19 protein-coding genes and 1 pseudogene are annotated in these 20,169 nt (G+C 63.9%); 12 read left to right on the top strand and 8 right to left on the bottom strand.

What is annotated here, in order from left to right; all coding sequences use genetic code 11:
* Nucleotides 1-106 precede the first annotated feature (106 nt).
* The 3 genes from EN845_RS20540 to EN845_RS20530 all read left to right on the top strand — a co-directional run bounded on the left by EN845_RS20540 (nt 107) and on the right by EN845_RS20530 (nt 1,764).
* A complete protein-coding gene (locus EN845_RS20540) occupies nt 107-751 on the top strand; it encodes a hypothetical protein (RefSeq protein WP_127872223.1) in 645 nt (214 codons plus the stop codon).
* A 22-nt stretch (nt 752-773) separates the two neighbouring features.
* Nucleotides 774-1,316, top strand: a complete 543-nt coding sequence (gene hpt, locus EN845_RS20535) for a hypoxanthine phosphoribosyltransferase (RefSeq protein WP_127279434.1) — start codon at nt 774-776, stop codon at nt 1,314-1,316.
* Nucleotides 1,317-1,392: 76 nt separating this feature from the next.
* Nucleotides 1,393-1,764 (top strand): response regulator, encoded by a 372-nt coding sequence (locus tag EN845_RS20530; RefSeq protein ID WP_167531492.1) that lies wholly within the window; start codon nt 1,393-1,395, stop codon nt 1,762-1,764.
* Here the strand turns inward: EN845_RS20530 and EN845_RS20525 are convergent, their stop codons facing one another.
* Nucleotides 1,765-2,712, bottom strand: coding sequence for a DMT family transporter (locus tag EN845_RS20525; RefSeq protein ID WP_127872224.1), 948 nt, complete (start codon nt 2,710-2,712; stop codon nt 1,765-1,767).
* Between the two features lie 222 nt (nt 2,713-2,934).
* Between EN845_RS20525 and EN845_RS20520 the strand changes: the two genes are divergently transcribed.
* Nucleotides 2,935-3,810 (top strand): LysR substrate-binding domain-containing protein, encoded by an 876-nt coding sequence (locus EN845_RS20520; RefSeq protein WP_127280878.1) that lies wholly within the window; start codon nt 2,935-2,937, stop codon nt 3,808-3,810.
* A gap of 25 nt (nt 3,811-3,835) precedes the next feature.
* Here EN845_RS20520 and EN845_RS20515 read toward each other — a convergent pair whose 3' ends face one another.
* Entirely contained in the window at nt 3,836-6,430 is a 2,595-nt protein-coding gene (locus tag EN845_RS20515; protein WP_127872225.1) for a TIGR02302 family protein, read from the bottom strand.
* A gap of 213 nt (nt 6,431-6,643) precedes the next feature.
* Entirely contained in the window at nt 6,644-7,585 is a 942-nt protein-coding gene (locus tag EN845_RS20510) for a threonine/serine dehydratase (RefSeq protein ID WP_127872226.1), read from the bottom strand.
* A gap of 51 nt (nt 7,586-7,636) precedes the next feature.
* Between EN845_RS20510 and EN845_RS20505 the strand changes: the two genes are divergently transcribed.
* Nucleotides 7,637-7,939: a metalloregulator ArsR/SmtB family transcription factor gene (locus EN845_RS20505; RefSeq protein ID WP_127279851.1), complete on the top strand. Its 303-nt coding sequence runs from the start codon at nt 7,637-7,639 to the stop codon at nt 7,937-7,939.
* A 20-nt stretch (nt 7,940-7,959) separates the two neighbouring features.
* Here EN845_RS20505 and lysA read toward each other — a convergent pair whose 3' ends face one another.
* The 3 genes from lysA to argH form a co-directional block, all read right to left on the bottom strand.
* On the bottom strand, nt 7,960-9,228 hold the full coding sequence (gene lysA / locus EN845_RS20500) for a diaminopimelate decarboxylase (protein ID WP_127872227.1): 1,269 nt from the start codon (nt 9,226-9,228) through the stop codon (nt 7,960-7,962).
* 27 nt (nt 9,229-9,255) lie between these two features.
* Nucleotides 9,256-9,462: a lipoprotein gene (locus EN845_RS20495; protein WP_015315543.1), complete on the bottom strand. Its 207-nt coding sequence runs from the start codon at nt 9,460-9,462 to the stop codon at nt 9,256-9,258.
* Between the two features lie 162 nt (nt 9,463-9,624).
* Nucleotides 9,625-11,025 carry an argininosuccinate lyase gene (argH, locus tag EN845_RS20490; protein ID WP_127872228.1) on the bottom strand — a complete coding sequence of 467 codons (1,401 nt, stop codon included), beginning with the start codon at nt 11,023-11,025 and terminating at the stop codon, nt 9,625-9,627.
* Nucleotides 11,026-11,062: 37 nt separating this feature from the next.
* Between argH and EN845_RS20485 the strand changes: the two genes are divergently transcribed.
* On the top strand, nt 11,063-11,743 hold the full coding sequence (locus EN845_RS20485; RefSeq protein ID WP_127872229.1) for a TlpA disulfide reductase family protein: 681 nt from the start codon (nt 11,063-11,065) through the stop codon (nt 11,741-11,743).
* 18 nt (nt 11,744-11,761) lie between these two features.
* Here the strand turns inward: EN845_RS20485 and EN845_RS20480 are convergent, their stop codons facing one another.
* Both EN845_RS20480 and EN845_RS20475 read right to left on the bottom strand, forming a co-directional pair.
* Nucleotides 11,762-14,212, bottom strand: coding sequence for an EAL domain-containing protein (locus tag EN845_RS20480; RefSeq protein ID WP_127872230.1), 2,451 nt, complete (start codon nt 14,210-14,212; stop codon nt 11,762-11,764).
* A 163-nt stretch (nt 14,213-14,375) separates the two neighbouring features.
* Nucleotides 14,376-14,546 carry a hypothetical protein gene (locus EN845_RS20475; protein WP_245511774.1) on the bottom strand — a complete coding sequence of 57 codons (171 nt, stop codon included), beginning with the start codon at nt 14,544-14,546 and terminating at the stop codon, nt 14,376-14,378.
* Between the two features lie 313 nt (nt 14,547-14,859).
* Between EN845_RS20475 and EN845_RS20470 the strand changes: the two genes are divergently transcribed.
* From EN845_RS20470 to EN845_RS36130, 6 genes and pseudogenes are all read left to right on the top strand, one after another.
* Complete coding sequence (locus EN845_RS20470) at nt 14,860-16,212, top strand: extracellular solute-binding protein (protein ID WP_127872231.1); 1,353 nt, start codon at nt 14,860-14,862, stop codon at nt 16,210-16,212.
* 157 nt (nt 16,213-16,369) lie between these two features.
* Entirely contained in the window at nt 16,370-17,254 is an 885-nt protein-coding gene (locus tag EN845_RS20465) for a sugar ABC transporter permease (protein ID WP_127279190.1), read from the top strand.
* A 7-nt stretch (nt 17,255-17,261) separates the two neighbouring features.
* Nucleotides 17,262-18,176: an ABC transporter permease subunit gene (locus EN845_RS20460; RefSeq protein ID WP_127279189.1), complete on the top strand. Its 915-nt coding sequence runs from the start codon at nt 17,262-17,264 to the stop codon at nt 18,174-18,176.
* 13 nt (nt 18,177-18,189) lie between these two features.
* Nucleotides 18,190-19,290 carry a sn-glycerol-3-phosphate import ATP-binding protein UgpC gene (locus EN845_RS20455; protein ID WP_127872232.1) on the top strand — a complete coding sequence of 367 codons (1,101 nt, stop codon included), beginning with the start codon at nt 18,190-18,192 and terminating at the stop codon, nt 19,288-19,290.
* Nucleotides 19,291-19,319: 29 nt separating this feature from the next.
* Nucleotides 19,320-19,520 (top strand): annotated as a pseudogene (locus tag EN845_RS36135) (metallophosphoesterase); the annotation flags it as partial.
* 136 nt (nt 19,521-19,656) lie between these two features.
* Nucleotides 19,657-20,130, top strand: a complete 474-nt coding sequence (locus EN845_RS36130) for a hypothetical protein (RefSeq protein WP_245464512.1) — start codon at nt 19,657-19,659, stop codon at nt 20,128-20,130.
* The last annotated feature ends 39 nt before the right edge of the window (nt 20,131-20,169 follow it).

Here is a 20,169-nt window from a genome sequence, read left to right as displayed (position 1 = left end):
ATTCCTGGCTTGTTTCGGCTCTTCAAGAGGGCTCCGGTGGGGAAGCGTTAACCATTTGTGTTTACGCAAAAGAAACGAAAAGCGAACGTGCCGCAATGCTGGGGCCATGATGGCTGAGGAACGAACCGCGCGCCCGGTTTCCGGCGAAATCATGACCGAACCGCCGGCAATTGCCATGGCGGACCGGATCGTGCGCGGTCCGGCGGCAGATATCGTCGATGCGGACTATGTTGTGGTGTCGCGGCCCGTCTCACCGGTCGAAAACGTTTCGCCGCTGCCGCGCCTGATTGTCACCCCGCCCATCGAGGGCATGGACATGCTGCGCAAGCCGGAAGCGCCGGCGGAGCGGCGGCCGGCCTCGCGCGGCGGTCCGATCTTCTGGATCGCCGGCATCGGTGCAGCCCTTGCCGCGTTCTGGGTTTCCGGCGGCCACGCACTGGTGCGCCAGGCGCCGTTCCTGGCCGGCGCGCAAGCGTCGGCGCTGACCATTTCAGGCGTCACCTCACGCGTCGACGTCTCGGGCGCCAATCCGGTGCTGTTCGTCGATGGGGAGGCGGCCAATGACGGAACAAGCCCCGCGACCCTGCCGCCGCTCGAAATCCGGGTGACGGGCAATGACGGGCGCACGACCCGCTATACGTTGGGGACATCCGGCCATTCGCTGGCATCGGGCGAAAGATTCGGCTTTGCCAGCCGGCTCGACGTGCCTAAGAACGGCGTAAGAACCGTTTTGGTTACTTTCGCCGAGTAGGCGACACCGGGGAAGATCAACAATGCCCATCGTACGCGGCAAGGACATCGAAGTCCTGTTTTCGGCATCGGCGATCGCGCGGCGCAATCTCGAACTCGCCAAGGAGATCGCCGGGCACGACTATCACGATCTCTTGGTGATTTCGGTGCTGAAAGGCTCGTTCATCTTCGCCGCCGACCTGATCCGGGCCATGCACGATGTCGGCCTGTCGCCGGAAGTCGAGTTCATCTTCATCTCCAGCTATGGCGCCGGCACCAGCAGCGGCGAGGTGAGGGTGCTGCGCGACATCGACAACGAGGTTGCCGGCCGCGACGTGCTGTTGATCGACGACATTCTGGAATCGGGCAAGACGCTGAGCTTCACCCGCGACCTGATGCTGTCGCGTGGCGCGAAAAGCTGTTCCATCGCCGTGCTGCTCGACAAGCGCATGCGCCGCCAGACCGCGCTCAATGCCGACTATGTCGGCTTCGACTGCCCCGACTATTTCGTCGTCGGCTATGGCATGGACGTTGCGCACGCCTTTCGTGAATTGCCGTTCGTGGGTGTCGTCAAAGGCGACGTTTGAGCCACTCCCCAAAAAGACTTGCTGACCCGTCCCGCCTTCAGGAAAAGTCAACTTTTCACCGCCAAATATGCCGGCCATGGCAAAGCTTCTGATCGTCGAGGACGATGAGTCCGTCCGCACCCTGGCAGCCCGCGCGCTCGAACGCGCCGGCCACGCAATCGATATCGCCGCCGATGGCGCGCAGGGGCTTTCGCTGATCCGCGCCGCAAACGGCGGCTACGATCTCGTCGTCTCCGACATCCGCATGCCGGAGATGGACGGCATCGAGATGGCGGTTGCGGCCGCGGCGCTTTTCCCGGCGATGAAGATCATGCTGATGACCGGCTATGCCGACCAGCGCGAGCGCGCCGAGGAATTGAACGGCATCATCCTCGATGTCGTGCAAAAGCCCTTTACGCTGGCCGAGATCCGTTCGCGCGTCGAACGGGCGCTGATCTGCTTCGCCTGATCAGGCTGGATCCCTGGCGACAAGCGCCGGTGCCGGAGCGGTCCGCCGCTCGGTGTTGAGCGCCAGCAGGCCGGCGCCGATGATGAGCGCCGCGCCGATCACGGTTGTCGAGCGTGGTACCTCGGCGAAGAACAGGAAACCCCACAGCGGCGACCACAGGATGCCGGTATATTCGAAGGTGGCGACGCGGTTGGCCGGTGCCAGCCGATAGCCTTGCGAGAGCAGGATCATGCCGGCCGAGGCGACGAACCCGCACGCCGCCATTTTCAGGAAATCCGGCAGTGTCGGCCAGGTCCACGGCCGCACCAGGAATTCGAGGCTCGGATGGACGGCGTGGGTTATGCCGGCGAGGTGGAACGTGCCGGCGACCACGGCGGCGCCGACGAGATAGGCGCCGTTCTGGTAGAAGGCCATGACGGTAGACGATTCGGTGTCGCCGATCTTGCGGGCCATCAATTGCGAGAAGCCGTAGAGCGCCGCCGAGCCCAGCGACAGCAAGGCCGCCCAATCGAACAGCCCAGCGCCTGGACGCACCATCACGACCACGCCGAGCAATCCGATCAGCACGGTCGCCAGCGTCCGCCAGGAAACGCGTTCGCCAAGATACGGCCCGGCCAGTGCCATGATGAACAGCGGCGCCATGAAATAGAGCGCCACGGCGTCGGCCAGCGGCAGGGCGGCGATGGCCAGGTAATAGACCGTGTAGGAGGTGAACTGGATGAAGGCGCGTATGGTCAGCAGGCCGAAGCGCCGCGACAGGATGGCCCGCAAGCCAACATCGGCGTGGACGAGAACGATCAGGATCGGCAAGGCGACGATCGAGCGGATCGCCATCACCTCGGTCACCGGATAGCCGCTCGACACGGCTTTGACGAGCGGGTCCTGCAGCGAGAACACCAGCACGCCCAGGCACAGGCTCAGGATGCCGCGCACCATCCTATTGTGCATCCGTGTTCAGGCTCCCGCGCATACGATCCGGCCCCCCTGTCCAGATCAAAAAGAACCCGCCACCGTTTTCGGGCAGCGGGCACGAGTGAGGACTCTTCGATTGGTCCGCAGCCGATTTCGCGGCTGCATATCCAATGGGTGAGGCGACTATCGGTCGACGTTTGACATGTTGCAAACGAATTGGAATGATGCCAGCAATCAAATTTACTTATGATGGATGCCATGCGGCCAACCCTCGACAGCGATCTCCTGCGTACCTTCGTGGCCATCGCCGAGGCCGGCAATTTCACGAGGGCCGCCGAACAGGCCGGCCGCACCCAGTCGGCCGTGTCGATGCAGATGAAGAAGCTCGAGGAGTTGGTCGGCGACACCTTGTTCGAGCGCGGTTCACGTGGCGTCGCACTGACGCGGCGTGGCGGCGAACTCATCGTCAATGCCCGCCGCATCGTCTCGCTGCTCGACGAGACGGCTGCGTCGATGGCGGCGGCGCCGCTGGGCGGGCCGGTGCGCATCGGCATTCCGGAGGAATATGGCCACGCCATCCTGTCGCGCGCGCTCGGCGCATTCTCGAAGCGCCATCCAAAGGTCGAAGTCACGGTGCGCTACGCCCATTCGTGGGCGCAGGTCGCGGCGCTCGCCGCGGGCGAGCTCGATCTCGCCGTGGTCTTCGAGTGGCAGGACCTTTCCGGCGGCGAGGTGCTGATGCACGACCCGACCGTGTGGGTGACGTCGAACCTGCACCACATGCATGAGGAACAGCCGCTGCCGATCGCGCTCTACAACCGCGCCGGCTGGTGCAAGGACTTCGCCATCAAATCGCTGGAGCAGCGCGGCCTTGCCTATCGCGTCGCCTATACCAGTGACACCAATGGCGGCCTGAAGCTTGCCGTCACCTCAGGGTTGGCGATCGCGCCGATTTCGCGCAGCAACATTCCGGCGGACTGCCGCGAACTGACGTCCGCGGATGGGTTCGGCGACATCGATTCCTCCAATGTGGTGATGCACCGCAACCCGAACGCTTCCGGTGAAGCGATCGACGGCATGCAGGAGGCGATCCGCGAGGCGTTCGTCAACAGGCAGGTCCAACCGGCGTCATAGACGTCTTCGGTTGCTCCGCCGTTTACTATTTCAGTTCCAGCAACCGTTCCAGATAGCTGCGCTCGATATCGGGGCTGAGCGCGTTGCCGAGCCGCTTGCGGATCGCTTCCAGGATCTGGCGCGCGCGCTGCACGTCGATCTCATCGGGCACTTTCACCGAATCGCCGAAATCGGGACCCTGGCTGGCGCGCGGCCGGCCGAGCGGGTCACGGTCGGCGTCCTGCTGACGGCCACCTTCCTGGCTGCCGCCCTGGTCGCCCTGCATGGCCTGCATCTGCTTCATCATGTCCTTGGCGCCCTTGCGCAGCGCCTCGAGCGCCCGGCCCTGGTGGCCGACGGCCTCGTCGCCCTGACCCTCGCCAAGCGCCTGCTCGGCGCTGCCCATGGACTTGCCGGCTTCGCCAAATCCTTCATTGGGCTCCATGCCCATGCCTTCGAGGCCCTTCTTCAGCTGTTCGAGATCGCTTTTCAGCTGCCCCTGGCCTTCTTGCAACTGCTTCAGCGCATCGGCGAATTCCTGCGGCGTCATCGGCTTTTGCCTGGCGAGCGGATCGCGGTCCTCGCCAACCCCTGGCTTGTCCTGGTTCTCGCCGCTGCCTTCGCCGAGCTGCTCGTCGCGATTCTTGCCACGCTGTCGCTCGCCGCGCTGCATCTGGTCCATGCGGAACGTGTCGTTCATCATCTCCTGCTGGCGCCGCAAAATCTCGCCGAGCTTGTCCATCTGCTGGCGCATCTGGCTGTCCTGCTCACCGCCCTGCTGCTGGCGGCCGGCCTGGAGGTTGTTCATCATGTCCTGCAGTTGCGACAGCAATTGCTGCGCCTTGTCGCGGTCGCCCGACTTCGCCAGGTTCTCGATCTGGTCCATCATGCGGTCGATGTCGCTCTGGCGCAGTTCCTGGCCGTTCTGCTGCATCTGCGGCGCATTCGGGTTCTGCTTGGCGCGTTCGGCGAATTCCTGCAGGAACTGGTTCATCGCCTCGCGCAGTTCCTTCATCGCCTTCTCGATCTCGGCGTCGCTGGCGCCGTTCTTGATGGCGTCCTGGAGCGCCTGCTGCGCCTGGCGCAGCCGCTTTTCGGCGGCCGATAGATTGCCCTCCTCGATGCCGAGCGCGATTTCCCAGAGATAGGCGACCTCGCCGCGCAGCTGATCATCGTTCCCGGCCAGTTTCAGCCGGCTCATCGCGCTCATGATGGCGAGGTAGTGGGACATGTTGTCGAACGTGTCTTCAGGCCGCAGCGTGATGGCGTCCATCAGGTCGAGCACGCGCGGCTTGGCATTGGCGTCGAGCGCGAGCAGGCGGCGCTGTTCGATCACGGCGCGCGCCAGCGGGTTGGCGAATGGCCGCTCGGGCATCACGAGCGTCTTGGTCTCGCTGGACGCGGTGTGTCCGGCGTCGTCGGTGGCGACCAGCGTCAGCTTGATGCTGCCGCCGGCCCAGACATGCTCGGTCAGGTCCTTCGTGGTCCGGGCGGCATTCGACTTGCCGCCGCGGCGCGGCAGCGTCAGCGGCATGTCGGGCGGACCATAGAGCGGATGCGCACCCGGCGCCTGCGGATCGGCCAGCGCGAAGACCGCCTTGGCGGTGGCGGCGCCATAGTCATCGTCGATCTGGTAGTTGAGCTCGAAGGCGCCGTTGGCGGCGCGCTTGGGCTCGCCGACGAAGCGGATCTGCGGCGGCTTGTCAGGGATCACGGCGAAGGCCCAGCGGCCAAGCTGGTCGTCGCCCGATTTCAGCGTCAGCGTGCCATCGCCAGTCAGCTTGCCGGTGAATTGGCGCACCTTGGACGGTGCCGGGCTTGCGGCCGGTTTGGCCGTGGCGGCGGCTTGCGGGCTGGCCGGGTCGATGGCGCGGGCGTTGCCGTCCTGGTCAGCATAGGCAAGCGTTTCCTCGCCCGAGCCTCCGGTGACGCGCAAGGAGACGTCGCTACCCTCGGGGACGTGGAAAGTTGGCGTCGCCTGGTTGGCGTCGGCGGTCAGGAAGATCGGCGGCTTGCCGGTATAGGCTGGCGGCGTCACCCAGGCGTCGATGCGCGGCGGCACGGCGTCGAGCGTGCCATGTGCGCTGAAACCGTCTGCTATCCTGCCGCCGGTCGGCCCGAAGGAGAAGGCAAAGGCGGTGACGAGCAGCAGCGCCGCCACGGCGCGAAGTCCCCAGGGGTCGCGCTCCGGCACGCGCGTGCGCGGCAGGTCGGCGCCGAGACTGTCGAGCTTTCCAGCCATGCGCTTCTGGTGCTCTCGCCAGAGCGCCTGCGAAAAGCTGCTTTCCTGGCCGCTGGGCCGGTCGCTCTGCACCTGTACGGGGCTGTGCAGCAGTTTGTTGGCGGCCTCGATGCGGCGATCGACCTCGGCGGCGCCAGGCATGCGGAAAAAGCGCAGCGGATAGAGCGCGGCCAGCCCTGCCAGGCCGAACAGGGCGACAAGGCCGACGCGCACCACATCCGGCAGCCGGGGGAAAATGCCGAACCAGGAGGCGCTGAGGAAGAGAGCGACGACAATGATGAGCGGGAGCAGCAGCGGCCAGCCACGCTCGACCATTATCGCGATCCGCGTCGCCAGCCGGCTCAAGGCAAGGCGTCCGGCCAGGCCGCGATCGTTGCTGAAGATGGGTCGTTGCGTCATCGGCCCTTCCTAGAGCTCTGTTCCGTCCTGAAAGGACCGGTATGGGCTCTATCTCCTTGAGCATGATCTGTTCCGAAAACCGGATTCGAGTTTTCGGGACCATGCCATCGGGCGGGGCAGGATAGCCCAAGCCTCACGACTCGAAGAATACCAGCAAACACGGCAAAGGCGAGGCGGTTTGAGAAAACGTGAAGCCGGCCGAATTGGTTGCGATCAGAAATTGGCGGGGTTTGCGTTGGCGCCACAGACCAGCACGGCCACCCGTTCGCCCGGCGTCGGCGCGTAGCGGCCGGACAGGATCGCGGCGAAGGCGGCGGCCCCACCTGGTTCCGAGATGATGCGCACGCGGTTCCAGAGCGCTTTCTGGGCGGCGATGATGTCGTCATCGCTGACCAGGATGGAGCGTTCCACGAAGGCTTCGGCGATCGGGAACATCATTTCGCCGACGCGCTTTGGCGCAAGCGAATCGGCGGCGATGCCTTCGGCCGGCGCGTCGACCGGACGGCCGGCCTCGAAGGCGCGATGAAGCGTCGGCGCGCCCTCGGGCTCGACGGCGACGATGCGGATGCGGCCGGCATACCAGGCGGCGATACCGCCGATCAGGCCGCCGCCGCCGACGGCGACCAGCAGCGTGTCGATCTCAGGCAGATCGTTTTCGATCTCGAGCCCGAGCGTGCCCTGGCCGATCAACGTTTCCTCCTGGTTGAAGGCGTGGATCTGCAGGGCGCCGGTTTCCTCGGCGAAACGTTCGCTGGCGGCCAGCGCTTCGGCATAGCGGGCACCGCCGACGACGAGGTCGGCGCCATAGCCGCGAATGCGGTCCAGCTTGGCCTGCGGGCTCACTTCGGGAACGAAGATGGTCGCCTTGTGCCCAAGCCGCATGGCGGCGTAGGCGACAGCGGCGCCATGGTTGCCGCCCGACGCGGCAACGACGCCGGCGTTGGGAACCGGCCGCTCCAGAAGGTTGGTGAAGGCGCCACGCGCCTTGAACGAGCCGGAATGCTGCAGGCATTCGAGCTTGAGGTCGACCGCCAGTGGCGGCCGGTCGAAGTCGGCCATGTCGATGCGCAGCACCGGCGTGTGCCTGACATAAGGGCGGATACGCGGTTCCATCGCGGCAATGCGTTCGCGTGTGACGATGTTGCCCTGCGACATCCAAAATCTCCTCGGGATTGACAGTGATTAGTAACTTGGCAAAATGGCTAAATGCAAGAGGTTGATGTCTTCAAGGCGATCGCCAACGAACGCAGGCTGCAGATTCTCGACTGGCTGAAGGATCCGCGTGCGCATTTCCGGGCACAGGCGGATGGCGATCTGGTCGAGGACGGCGTCTGCGCGCTGCTGATCGCCGAGAAGCTCGGCATCACGCAGGCGACGCTTTCAGAGCATATGCGTGTGCTTACCCAGGCCGGCCTGCTCAGAACCAAGCGCATCAAGCAATGGACCTTCTACCGCCGCGACGAGGACAGGATCGCCGACACAAGGGCGCTCATCCAGAACCGGCTATAGCGTCGCGGCCAGGGCGGCTTCTATGCAAGCCAGTCCGGCACCGAATCCAGCCCTATCAGCGCGTCATAGGTCAGGCGCGGACGAACGACATGGAAACGGTCGCCGTCGACCAGCACCTCCGGCACCAGCAGGCGGGTGTTGTAGGTGCCGGCCTGGACCGCGCCATAGGCGCCGGCAGTGGAAACGGCGACGAGATCGCCCGCCTTCAGCCTCGGCAGGTCGCGGTCGAGGCCGAGATAGTCACCGGTCTCGCAGACCTGGCCGACCACATCGACCATCATGCGCGGCGTGTCGGCCGGCGGCTGCACGACCGGCCTGATCTCGTGAAAAGCATCGTAGAGCGTCGGCCTGATCAGGTCATTCATGGCGGCGTCGACGACGAGGAAGTTCTTGGCGGCGCCTTCCTTCACGAAAATCACTTCCGAGACCAGGATGCCGGCATTGCCAACGATCAGCCGGCCCGGCTCGAACATCACCTTCATGCCCAACTTGGTGACATGCTTGCGGACGATCTGGGCATAGGCGTCGGGCAAGGGGGGAGGGTTGTTGTCGACGCGATAGGGAATGCCGAGGCCGCCGCCGAGATCGACATGCTCTATCGCATGTCCGTCGGCGCGCAGCGCGCCGACCAGGTCGACCAGCAAGGCGAAGGCGTCGTCGAAAGGCTGCAGTTCGGTGATCTGGCTGCCGATATGGGTATCGATGCCGGTGATCTTGATGCCGGGAAGCGTTGCCGCGCGGGCATAGACCTGGCGCGCCCGCTGCCACGGAATGCCGAACTTGTTCTCGGCCTTGCCGGTTGAGATCTTCTTGTGGGTCCTGGCGTCGACATCGGGATTGATGCGCAGCGACACCGGCGCCACCTTGCCGAGAGCCGAGGCGCGGGCCGACAAGAGTTCGAGCTCCGGCTCGGATTCGACGTTGAAGCAAAGGATGCTGGCTTCGAGCGCAAAGTCCATTTCACGCGCCGTCTTGCCGACACCGGAAAACAGGATCTTGCTGGCCGGGACGCCGGCGGCCAGTGCCCGGCGCAATTCGCCTTCCGAGACCACGTCGGCGCCGGCGCCGAGCTTGGCCAGGGTCCGCAGCACGGCCTGGTTGGAATTGGCCTTCATGGCGTAGCAGACCAGCGCGTCGAGCCCGGCAAAGGCCTTGACGAAGACACGGTAGTGCCTGGTCAGGGTCGCCGTCGAATAACAGTAGAACGGCGTGCCGACCTGTGCGGCGATATCAGGGATTGCCACGTCCTCGGCATGCAGCACGCCGTCGCGGTAGTCGAAATGGTTCACGAGAGCGGTTCCGGAAGTTGGCGGGTGCTAGATCAGCGGGTCGAGGATGAACTTCTTGTCCACGACCGGTTTTTCCGGTTCCGGCGGCACGGGCTGGTGGGCCTTCTCGGCATCCTTGCGCGCCTGGACAGCCGCCTCGTACGGCGTATCGAGGCCGGCCTTGCGGCCGCAGGCGGTCACGGAGGCAAGCGCCGCAAGCAGCGTCAGCGTTACCAAAATCCTGCTTCCGGTCATCGATCCATCCGTCCGAAACGTTTGCCAGCCGCCGCTTTTAGCCGAGTTCTCAACGTATTGCACCCCGGATATTGCCGATCGCAACATCGGGATATTTCTGGTCGCAACATCGGGATATTTCTGGTCGCAACATCGGGATATTGCTGATCGCAATATCCGGGATCACGCCTTGGCGATACGCTTTTTCCAGGCGCGGATCTGCTTCCTCACTTCCGACGGCGCGGTGCCGCCGAAGCTGGTGCGGCTCTTGACCGAGTTCTGCACCGCCAGCACCGAGAATATGTCGGAAGTGATGCCCGGGTTGATCGATTGCAGATCCTCCAGCGCAAGCTTCTCCAGGCTCACCTTCTTCTCTTCGGCCAGCGCCACTGCGCGGCCGGTGACATGATGGGCTTCGCGGAACGGCAGGCCCAAAGTGCGCACCAGCCAGTCGGCAAGGTCGGTGGCGGTGGCGTGGCCGGAGCCGGCGGCCTTCTTCATCGCGGCCGCATTGACCGTCATGTCCGAGACCATGCCGGTCATCGCGGCCAGCATCAGGTCGAGCGTCTCGGCGGCGTCGAAGACCGATTCCTTGTCTTCCTGCATGTCCTTGCCATAGGTCAAAGGCATGCCCTTCATGACCGTCAGCAGGCCGACCAGATGGCCATTGACGCGGCCGGTCTTGCCGCGCACCAGTTCGGCGGCGTCGGGGTTCTTCTTCTGCGGCATGATCGAAGAGCCGGTGGAAAAGCTATCCGACAGCCTGATGAAGCCGAATTGCGGCGTCGACCAGATGATGATCTCTTCCGCCAGCCGTGACAGATGGGTGGCGCAGATCGCGGCCATGGCGAGGAACTCCAGCGCGAAATCGCGGTCGGAGACGCTGTCCAGCGAATTGCGCATCGGCTCGCGGAAACCGAGCGCCCTGGCGGTCTGGTGGCGGTCGATCGGGAAGCTGGTGCCGGCAAGGGCGGCGGCGCCGAGCGGGCTTTCGTCCATCCGTTCGATGGCGTCGCGCACGCGCGACAGGTCGCGCGAAAACATCTCGACATAGGCCATGCAATGGTGGCCGAAGGTCACCGGCTGTGCTGCCTGCATATGGGTAAAGCCCGGCATCACGGTCGCCGCATGTTCCCCGGCCCGTTCCAGCAGCGCCCCGATCAACCCCTTCAACGCCTCGGCGACGCGAAAACACTCGTCCTTGACCCAGAGCCTCAGATCGACCGCCACCTGGTCGTTGCGCGAGCGGGCGGTATGCAACCGGCCGGCCGCCGAGCCGATCAGGTCGGCGAGCCGGGCCTCGACATTCATGTGGATGTCTTCCAGCCTGGTCGAGAACTCGAACGTGCCAGCTTCGATCTCTTTCAGGATCGTGTTCAGGCCGTGAGCGATTTTTTCTTGATCGGCAGCCGAAATAATGCCCGTCTGCGCCAGCATCTCGCTATGGGCGATCGAACCGCGAATATCCTGCGCGTAGAGTTTGCGGTCGAACGAGATCGACGCGTTGATGGCTTCCATGATCGCGGCCGGACCCGAGGCAAATCGTCCGCCCCACATCTGGTTGCTGGTCTTCTTGTCGCTCATCGCTATAAAACCCGTGCTTCGGAGCAGTTTTGAGAAAATGGCAGACGGAAACAGATTTTTCCCGGCCCCGCGCCTGATCCTCGCCGCCCTGGTGGCGGGAGCGCTGGCCGGTGCGGTCGCGGTATATGTCAGCGAGAGCCGGTCTGGCAACAACGCACCGGCGCAGGTGGCCGCCGGCGACAGCAAGGACGACGTCGCCTGCGCCGCCAAGAGCGATCGTGCCAAGAAGGTGGCGGCCGCGGCCACCGGTGAGGTCGCGGCACTTTTGCCGGCCGATCCGCCGCAGTCGATGAGAAGCCTCGCCTTCAACGGGCCGGACGGCAAGCCGATGACGATCGCCGACCATGCCGGCAAGACGGTGCTGCTCAATCTCTGGGCGACATGGTGCGCGCCATGCCGTGCCGAAATGCCGGCGCTCGATGCGCTGCAAAAGGAGAAAAGCAGCGACGCCTTTCAGGTCGTCGCCGTCAACGTCGATGCCGGCGACGATGTGAAGCCGAAGAAGTTTCTCGCCGATACCGGTGTGCACACGCTCGGCTACTACCGGGATTCGACGATGACACTGTTCAACGACCTCAAGACGCGCGGTCTGGCGCTCGGCCTGCCCGTCACCATGCTGATCGACGGCGAAGGCTGCCTGATCGCCCATATGAACGGTCCGGCCGAATGGTCCGGGCCGGACGCCAAGCGGTTGGTCGAGACGGCGCTCGGGTCGTGAGCCAACGCATGTCGCGCTTTAAGCCGACCGCACGCTCGGCTTGAGCAGCACGAGGCTGCCATCCCGGCGGCCGGCACGCACCGGAGCGGGTTTGCCGTGGCCGGTCAGGTCGTCGAACGCCTCGATCGGCGCCGGCTTGCCGAGATAGTAGCCCTGGCCGATCTCACAGGCCTCGGCGTCAAGGAACTTCAACTCGCCAAGCGTCTCGACGCCTTCGGCCAGAACCGGCAGGCCAAGGCCGCGCCCCAGCCCCAGCACCGCGCGCACGATCGCCGCGACCTGGCCGTTCGTGTCGACCGCCTTGATGAAGGAGGAATCGATCTTGATCTTGTCGAAGGGGAAGGCGCGCAGGTTGGAAAGAGAGGAATAGCCGGTACCGAAATCATCCATGGCCACGCGCACGCCGAGCGCCTTGACCTGCCGCAGGGTTGCCAGCGCACGCGGCATGTCCTTCACCAGCGCGGTTTCGGTGATCTCGAGTTCGAGCCTGGTCGGGGCAAGGCCAGTCTTCAGCAAGGTTTCGTGGACCTTGCGGCTGAAATTGGGGTTGTGGAGTTGCACCGCGGAGACGTTGACGGCGACCGTCAGCGGGTTTTCCCAGCGTGCGGCTTCCTCGCAGGCCGCCTCGAGCACCCAATCCCCGATCTGGCCAATCGCGCCGCTGTCCTCGGCCACCGGAATGAAAGTTGCCGGGGAAACCTCGCCACGCTCAGGATGGCGCCAGCGGATCAGGGCCTCGAAGCCAACCATCTTGCCGCTGCTGATCTCCTTCTGGGGCTGGTAGACGAGGTAGAATTCACCGCGCACGACGGCCTGGCGCAATTCGTGCTCCATCACGCGCTTGTCGCGAGCCTCGGCGCCCATCGAGGCTTCGAAATAGCGAAACGTGTCCCTGCCTTCGGTCTTGGCGCGATAGAGTGCCGTATCGGCATGGCTGATCAGGCTGGTCTGGTCCTCGGCATCGAGCGGATAGATCGCGATGCCGATGCTGGCCGAGACCAGCCCGCCACCGACCGCTGCCCGGTTTTCCTCACGCATGGCGGCGAGCACCGTATTGGCGATGCGGCCCGCCGCCTGCGGGTCGGGCAAATTGGGGGCTATGATGGCGAATTCGTCGCCGCCCAGGCGCGCAAGCATCTGGCCGTGGCGCAGAACGCCGGACGCGCAGCTTGCCACTTTCTGCAACATGGCATCGCCGGCGCCGTGCCCGTAGAGGTCGTTCACCTCCTTGAAGCGGTCGAGGTCGAGCAGCAAGAGCGCAAGATGCCGGCCCTTGATGTTTGCGTCGGCAGTCGCGACGCGGTTCATCGATGCGATTTCCGCGTCGAGACGGCTGGAGAAACTGCGGCGATTGGCAAGCCCCGTCAGCGGATCGAAATGGGCAAGGCGAAGGATCTCCTGCTCCGCCTTCCTGCGTTCGCGTATGTCGCGTACGGCGATGACATTGTGGGGCTTGCCGCAATAATCGATGCTCCTGGCGATCAGTTCGACGGGTATTCTCGTCCCATCGCGGCTCCTCAACTCCGCTTCCTGCGGCTGGCCCTCCAGGCTGGTCGCATCGGATGCTGCGCGTTCGTCGAAAAGTTCGCCCAGTTGCATGCCGTTCAGGGTCGTAGCCGGCGCGCCGGTCAGCTTGCCCATGCTGTCATTGGCGCTGACGATGCGACTGCCATCGCAGACGATCAGGCCTTCCACGGCTGCATTGGCCAGGCCATGCATGCGGTCGACCTCGAGTTTCTGGCGACGGAAGCGCAGGTCGATCCACAACGCCGATGCCGACAGAACCAGGATCACCAGGGTGGCGGCCGCGGCCGCGAAAGCCTGCGAGGTCGGCGCGATCGTGTACTGCGATATGACAATCGAGGAATCGGGAAAGATCGAGACGGCGCCCATGCCGATGAAATGCAAGGTGCAGATAGCCAGCGTCAGCAGCACGGCGCCGGCGGATGTCGCTGACAAGGAAGGGCGGCGCAGAACGACATGCAGCGCCAGTGCCGCAAGCGTTATACCGGCCAGCAGGGAAACGGCGACAAGCATCAGGTTCCATTCGATCCGCCCCTGGACCTCGAACGCCGCCATGCCGACGTAGTGCATGGCTGCGATGCCGCCGCCCAGGATGGCGCCGCCGACGAGATGGTAATCGATCTCGTCCCGCAAGGTGGCGATCCACATGCCGGCCGCCGTCAATGCGACCGAGGCGGCGAGCGAGATCACGGAGAGCCCCGGATCGTAAGCGCTGGGGATGCCCGGCGTGAAGGCGAGCATGGCAATGAAATGCGTTGCCCAGATGCCGAACCCCGTCGAAGTCGCCGATATCATCAGCCAGACCAGCCGGTTACGGTCCCCCGAGCGGCTGATGTGGTGAAGCAGGTTTACAGCAGAGAAACAGGAAATTCCGCAGATCAGCGCTGCCAGTGCGACCAGTCGCAGATCGTGCTGGTGCACGATGCAGTTATAGACCTTCAGCATCTTATTTCCCCCTAGCCACAGGAAATAAAAAAAGAAATATGACTGATTAATGCTTGGCTGTTGAAGGATCGATAAAGTCGCCTGCAACCATAGCGTGCCTTCGTGGCGCAGGCTGGCCGCAAAGGCACCGACCGGTTCAGCCGCATCGACTTGAAGATGGCGGCTATTTCAGGCGAACGGTCACGGTCAGGGCTTCATGATCCGAGCTCGGGCTGCCGTCCGGCAACACCGCCGGAAGGACCGCTGGCGCGCTGGCCGCGAGGCCGCGTGTGAAGAACCAGTCGATGCGGCCGACCGGCATGCCGGCAGGCCGGCGCTGGGTGGGCAGGTCCATGTCGTTGGCCGCCTGCCAATCATAGCCGCGTTCGGCAAGGGCCGCGAACAGCGGCTCATGGCGCTTGCTTCACCAGCATTTCATCATCCCTTTAGCCGGATAACCATGACGGCCTTTACGTCCCTGACAGCCGCCCTAGCTACCTAAGGCGCCGGTGTGACGTTTTCATGCCGGCGCAACCGCCGAGGGGGAGGAAAGACCGGCTGTCCACAGGCCCGGGAGGCCACAACAGAACTGTCACATACCTTCTCTAAGAGAGCGGGCAAGGACTTGCGCAGACCCTTGTCAACAGTCATTCAAGAGGGAAGAAATCATGACGATCATCAAGCGGGGCCTCGCTGCCCTTGCCGCAGGCGTGCTCAGCACGGCGGTGGCGGTTCCTGCCTTCGCGGAACCGGTAAAATTCGATTTCTGGTTCGGCCTTTCTGGCGATCTTGCCCGCGTCGTCGATACGCTGTGCAAGAACTTCAACGCCTCGCAGAAGGATTATGAAGTCACCTGCACCAGCCAGGGCAATTACGACGCGACGCTGCAGAACACCATCGCCGCCTTCCGCGCCGGAAAGCAGCCCGCCGTCGTCCAGGTCTACGACGTCGGCACCGCCACCATGATGCTGTCGGGCGCCTACAAGCCCGCCGACAAGCTGATGGAAGAAAACGGCTACAAGATCGACTACGCCGACTATTTCCCCGGCATCGCGCGCTACTACGCGACGTCGAAGGGCGAGATGCTGTCCTTTCCGTTCAATTCCTCGACCCCGCTGATGTACTGGAACAAGGATGCTTTCGCCAAGATCGGCAAGACCGAAGCGCCCAAGACATGGGAAGATGTCGCCACCGATCTCCAGGCCTTGAAGGACGCCGGCTATGAATGCCCGATGGCGATCAACATCTCGGCCAATGAAAGCTGGCAGCTGATGGAGCAGTTCTCGGCGCTGCACAACCAGCCGATCGCCACCAAGAACAATGGCTATGACGGTCTCGATGCCCGTCTGGAGGTCAACAAGACCAAATTCGTCCAGTACGTCACCGATCTGAAGAAGTGGTATGACGCCGGCCTGATCAAGATCAAGTCGAAGGATCTCGGCCAGGACATGGTGCAGGCCTTCGCCACCGGCACCTGCCAGGTCATTCTGACTTCGGTCGGCGACCACGGCACGGTCGGCCGCACGCAGAAGGAAGGCATGAAGTGGGATGTCGCCGAACTGCCGGTCTATGCCGGCACCGAGCGCAAGAACTCGCTGGTCGGCGGCGCTTCACTGTGGGTGCTGTCCGGCAAGTCGGACGCGGAATACAAGGGCGCGGCCGCCTTCCTCAACTTCATCCATGACCCCAAGACCGCCCTGTTCTGGTCGACCAACACCGGCTACATCCCGGTGACCAAGTCGGGCTTCGAATACCTGAAGTCGCAAGGGTTCTACGACAAGGCGCCCTACAAGGGTCGTGAAGTCGCGATCGCCAGCCTGACCGCGTCGGAGCCGACAGAGATCACCCGTGGCGTGCGCCTGGGCAACTTCACCCAGATCCGCGCCGAGTTCGGCACGCAGATGCAGGCGATCTTCGCCAACAAGGTCAGCGTCCAGGAGGGTCTCGACACGCTGGTCAAGAACGGCGACGCCATCCTCGACCGCTTCCAGCAGACCTATCCGGGCAAGACGCTGCCCTGATCCGCTGAAATGCACTGGCCCGTCCGGCGACTCCCGTTGAGCATGATCGCGAAACCGGTTTCCAGTTTCCGGGATCATGCTTGGGTCGACGGGCGGCCATTTCGTTATTAGTCTCACCTTGCACCAAGCGAGCCGCTTGAGCGGCGTCGGCGGACCGATGGAAAAACGCGTCACTTTCAGCAGATGGACGATCGGTATCCTGTTCGCGGTGCCGCAGCTGTTCCTGATCTTCACCTTCTTCTACTGGCCGGCCGGCCAGGCGGTATACTGGTCGCTGACGCTGCAGCAGCCTTGGGGCGGCGGCAACATCTGGGTCGGCCTCGACAATTTCCGCTCGATCCTGTCCAACGCCGACTACTGGAACTCGATCACCGCCAGCCTGATTTTCGCGGCCATCAGCACCGGCCTGGCGATGTTCATCGCGCTGGTGTTGGCCGCCTTGACCGACCGGCAGCTTGCCGGCTCGTGGCTGTATCGCGTGGTGCTCATCTGGCCCTACGGCATCGCCGCGCCAGCGCTGGCGCTGGCATTTCGGTTCATCCTGGCGCCGGAAGCCGGCTTCATGGCCGTCGTCAACCAGGTCTGGCCCGGCTTCTGGGATCCCGGCCTCGACGGCGCTGATGCCATGGCCTCGATCATCGTCGCCTTTTCCTGGAAATATGTCGGCTACAACTTCATCTTCTTCCTCGCGGCCTTCCAAGCAATCCCGCGATCCCTGATCGAGGCGGCGGCGATGGACGGCTCCGGTGTCCTCAGGCGCTTCTGGGACATCCAGTTCCCGCTGATCACGCCGACCATCTTCTTCCTGCTCGTCATCAATATCACCGAGAGCTTCCAGGACTCCTTCGGCATCGTCGACATCATGACATCAGGCGGACCGGCGAACGCCACCAACCTGATGGTCTACAAGATCTACTCGGACGGCTTCAAAGGCCTCGACTATTCGGGCGCGGCCGCGCAGAGCATTATCCTGATGGTGCTGATCGTCGCCCTCACCATTGTCCAGTTCCGCTTCATTGAGCGGCGCGTGCACTACAGGTGAGATGATCATGGTCGAACGCACCCCGTTCCTCAATTTCTTCACGCATCTGATCCTGTTCGTCGGCTTCGTTTTCTGTGTCGCGCCGTTCGCCATCGTGGCGATCGCCGCGTCGCACAATCTCAAGGACGTCAACGATGTGCCGATGTCGCTGTTGCCGGGCAGTGACTTCTGGGTCAACATCAAGACGGCCTGGGTGACGGCCGATCTCGGCCCCAAGCTGCTCAACAGCTTCATCATGGCGTTCGGCGTCGCGGCGGGCAAAGTGATCATCTCGGCGCTCACCGCCTTCTCGATCGTGTACTTCCGCTATCCTGGCCGCATGCTGATCTTCTGGCTGATCTTCATCACGCTGATGCTGCCGCTCGAAGTGCGCATCGTGCCGACCTACGCCGTGGTCGCCAACGTGCTCGAGCCCTATCAGACGATCCTGGACCTGACCGGGCTGTCCTCGCTGATCGAGAAAGTATCGGGCGTGCGGGTTGCACTGAGCCTGGGGCTGCTCAATTCCTATAGCGGCCTGATCCTGCCGCTGGTCGCCACCGCGACCGGAACGTTCCTCTACCGGCAGTTCTTCCTGACCGTGCCGGACGAGTTGACCGAGGCCGCGCGCATGGACGGTGCCGGGCCGCTGCGGTTCTTCATCGACGTGCTGCTGCCGCTGTCGCGCAACAATATGGCCGCGCTCGGCACCATCATGTTCCTGTGGGCCTGGAACCAGTATCTGTGGCCGCTGCTCATCACCACCGACCAGTCGCATGCGATGGCGGTGACCGAGCTCAAGCAGCTGATCCCCAATGTCGGTGGCGCCCCGGAATGGCACATCGCCATGGCCGGAACACTCATCATCATGCTGCCGCCGATGATTGTCGTGGTGTTGATGCAGCGCTGGTTCGTGCGCGGCCTGATCGCCACCGAGAAGTAACAAGGAGACAAAGATGGCCTCCATCGCAATACGCGGCGTCAAGAAGAATTATGCCAAGACGCAGGTCGTGCATGGCGTCGACCTCGACTTCGCATCGGGCGAGTTCGTCGTCATCCTCGGCCCGTCCGGCTGTGGCAAGTCCACCTTGCTGCGCATGATCGCCGGGCTGGAAGAGATTTCCGACGGCACGATCGCCATCGACGGGACCGTCGTCAACAAGCTCGAGCCGCGTGAGCGCGGCTGCGCCATGGTGTTCCAGAACTACGCACTCTATCCGCATATGAGCGTGGCGCAGAACATCGGCTATTCGCTGAAGGTATCAGGTGTTCCCTCGGCCGAGCGCAACCAGCGGATCCAGGCGGTGGCCCGCACGCTTGAGCTCGAGCATCTGCTCGACCGCAAGCCGATGGCGCTTTCGGGCGGTCAGAGGCAGCGCGTCGCCATGGGCCGGGCCATGATCCGCGAACCGAAAGTCTTCCTGTTCGACGAACCGCTGTCCAATCTCGATGCCAAGCTGCGCGTGCAGATGCGCTCGGAAATCCGCAAACTGCATCGCCGGCTGAACGCCACCTCCGTCTTCGTCACCCACGATCAGGTCGAGGCGATGACGCTGGCCGACCGGCTGGTGGTGATGAATGGCGGACGGGTCGAACAGGTCGGCACGCCAGGTGAGATCTACACCCGCCCGGCCAGCCGCTTCGTCGCTACCTTCGTCGGCGCGCCGGCCATGAACATTCTTGAAGGCACCGTCGAACTCGACGGGCTGTCGCTGCTCGGCGGCAGCCGGCGCCTGGGCATGGCTCGCGCCGGCCTGCCGGTCGGTACGAAGGTGGCGATGGGCATCCGGCCGGAAGCCGTCCGGCTGGTGGCGCCGGGAACGCCGGGCGCGCTCGATGCGACTGTCGACCTGGTCGAGGAACTGGGTGCGGGGCGGGTGATCTATGTCGACCTCGACGGCGCGCCGTTTTCGGTGATGACCTCGGAGGCCGTTCATCCCGAACCCGGTAGCACCGTCGGCCTGAAGATCTCGCCGGACGACATGCACTTCTTCTCGTCGGAGACAGGGACCCGTCTCGATGTCTTCAAGGCTTCCGTGCCCGAGCCGGCGCTTTGATTTCCCAAACGCTCAGCCAAGAGACGCGCATGAAAATCATCCAGGTCACCGACGTGCATCTTGGCCGGCGAGGTGAGCGCCGCTATGGGGCGGACCTGCATCAGCGGCTGGATCGGTGCATCGCGCACATCAATGCGCATCACCCCGACGCCGCGCTTTGCGTCTTCACCGGCGACCTGACGGAGACCGGTGCGCCGCAGAGCTATGCCGATCTGCGCGTTGCGCTTGGCACACTGTCCATGCCGTACAGGCTGCTGCCGGGCAACCATGACCGGCGGGCCAATCTCGTCGCCGCGTTTCCCGAAATTGCGGTCGACGAAAACGGCTTCGTGCAGTCGGTCCACGATACCGGCAACGAGGGTGCTGTTGTTTCTCGACTGCCTGGCGGAAGGACGCATAGAAGGCGAACTGTGCGACAGCCGGCTCGCCTGGCTCGAAGCCCGGCTGGGACAATCCGGCGGCAGGCCAGCCTACGTTTTCCTGCATCATCCGCCGGTCGCGCTCGGCCTGCCGCAGCTCGATCCGCTGGCGCTCGAACAGCCCGAGCGGTTGCTCGGCCTGCTGCGGGGCCATGGCAACGTTCGCCACATCTTCTTCGGCCATGTCCATCGCGACATTGCCGGCACCGTTGCCGGCATTCCGTTCTCGGCGCAGCGCGGCCTACATGCCCGGTTCGAGCTTGCCCTCGACCGATCGAGCGAGATCGTCGAACAGGCGCCGCCTTCCTACGCCGTCATCCTCGTCGACAGCGCCAACGAGTGCGTGGTGGTGCACAGTTGCGATTTTCTCGAGCAATGGCCGATCTATTCAGCGGAAACAGGCGAACGCATCACGGCGTGAGCTGGCCACTTCGCTGGGGTTCAACTCGTTCAGCCGTCG

It is taken from the genome of Mesorhizobium sp. M8A.F.Ca.ET.202.01.1.1 (assembly GCF_004791595.1).
In the GTDB taxonomy this organism is placed as follows: domain Bacteria; phylum Pseudomonadota; class Alphaproteobacteria; order Rhizobiales; family Rhizobiaceae; genus Mesorhizobium.
Note: the sequence above shows the minus strand (reverse complement) of the source record. Positions and strands in the feature narration are given on the sequence as shown.

Bases quoted from the DNA above. Each gene is read 5' to 3' on its own strand.
- EN845_RS20465 (WP_127279190.1), top strand. From the start codon at position 16,370: ATGGAAAAACGCGTCACTTTCAGCAGATGGACGATCGGTATCCTGTTC.
- EN845_RS20520 (WP_127280878.1), top strand. From the start codon at position 2,935: ATGCGGCCAACCCTCGACAGCGATCTCCTGCGTACCTTCGTGGCCATC.
- EN845_RS20475 (WP_245511774.1), bottom strand. From the start codon at position 14,546: ATGGACCTGCCCACCCAGCGCCGGCCTGCCGGCATGCCGGTCGGCCGC.
- EN845_RS20480 (WP_127872230.1), bottom strand. From the start codon at position 14,212: ATGCTGAAGGTCTATAACTGCATCGTGCACCAGCACGATCTGCGACTG.
- EN845_RS20485 (WP_127872229.1), top strand. From the start codon at position 11,063: ATGGCAGACGGAAACAGATTTTTCCCGGCCCCGCGCCTGATCCTCGCC.
- EN845_RS20530 (WP_167531492.1), top strand. From the start codon at position 1,393: ATGGCAAAGCTTCTGATCGTCGAGGACGATGAGTCCGTCCGCACCCTG.
- EN845_RS20495 (WP_015315543.1), bottom strand. From the start codon at position 9,462: ATGACCGGAAGCAGGATTTTGGTAACGCTGACGCTGCTTGCGGCGCTT.
- EN845_RS20455 (WP_127872232.1), top strand. From the start codon at position 18,190: ATGGCCTCCATCGCAATACGCGGCGTCAAGAAGAATTATGCCAAGACG.
- EN845_RS20540 (WP_127872223.1), top strand. From the start codon at position 107: ATGATGGCTGAGGAACGAACCGCGCGCCCGGTTTCCGGCGAAATCATG.
- EN845_RS20460 (WP_127279189.1), top strand. From the start codon at position 17,262: ATGGTCGAACGCACCCCGTTCCTCAATTTCTTCACGCATCTGATCCTG.
- EN845_RS20505 (WP_127279851.1), top strand. From the start codon at position 7,637: ATGCAAGAGGTTGATGTCTTCAAGGCGATCGCCAACGAACGCAGGCTG.
- EN845_RS20525 (WP_127872224.1), bottom strand. From the start codon at position 2,712: ATGCACAATAGGATGGTGCGCGGCATCCTGAGCCTGTGCCTGGGCGTG.
- hpt (WP_127279434.1), top strand. From the start codon at position 774: ATGCCCATCGTACGCGGCAAGGACATCGAAGTCCTGTTTTCGGCATCG.
- EN845_RS20470 (WP_127872231.1), top strand. From the start codon at position 14,860: ATGACGATCATCAAGCGGGGCCTCGCTGCCCTTGCCGCAGGCGTGCTC.
- EN845_RS20515 (WP_127872225.1), bottom strand. From the start codon at position 6,430: ATGACGCAACGACCCATCTTCAGCAACGATCGCGGCCTGGCCGGACGC.
- EN845_RS20510 (WP_127872226.1), bottom strand. From the start codon at position 7,585: ATGTCGCAGGGCAACATCGTCACACGCGAACGCATTGCCGCGATGGAA.
- argH (WP_127872228.1), bottom strand. From the start codon at position 11,025: ATGAGCGACAAGAAGACCAGCAACCAGATGTGGGGCGGACGATTTGCC.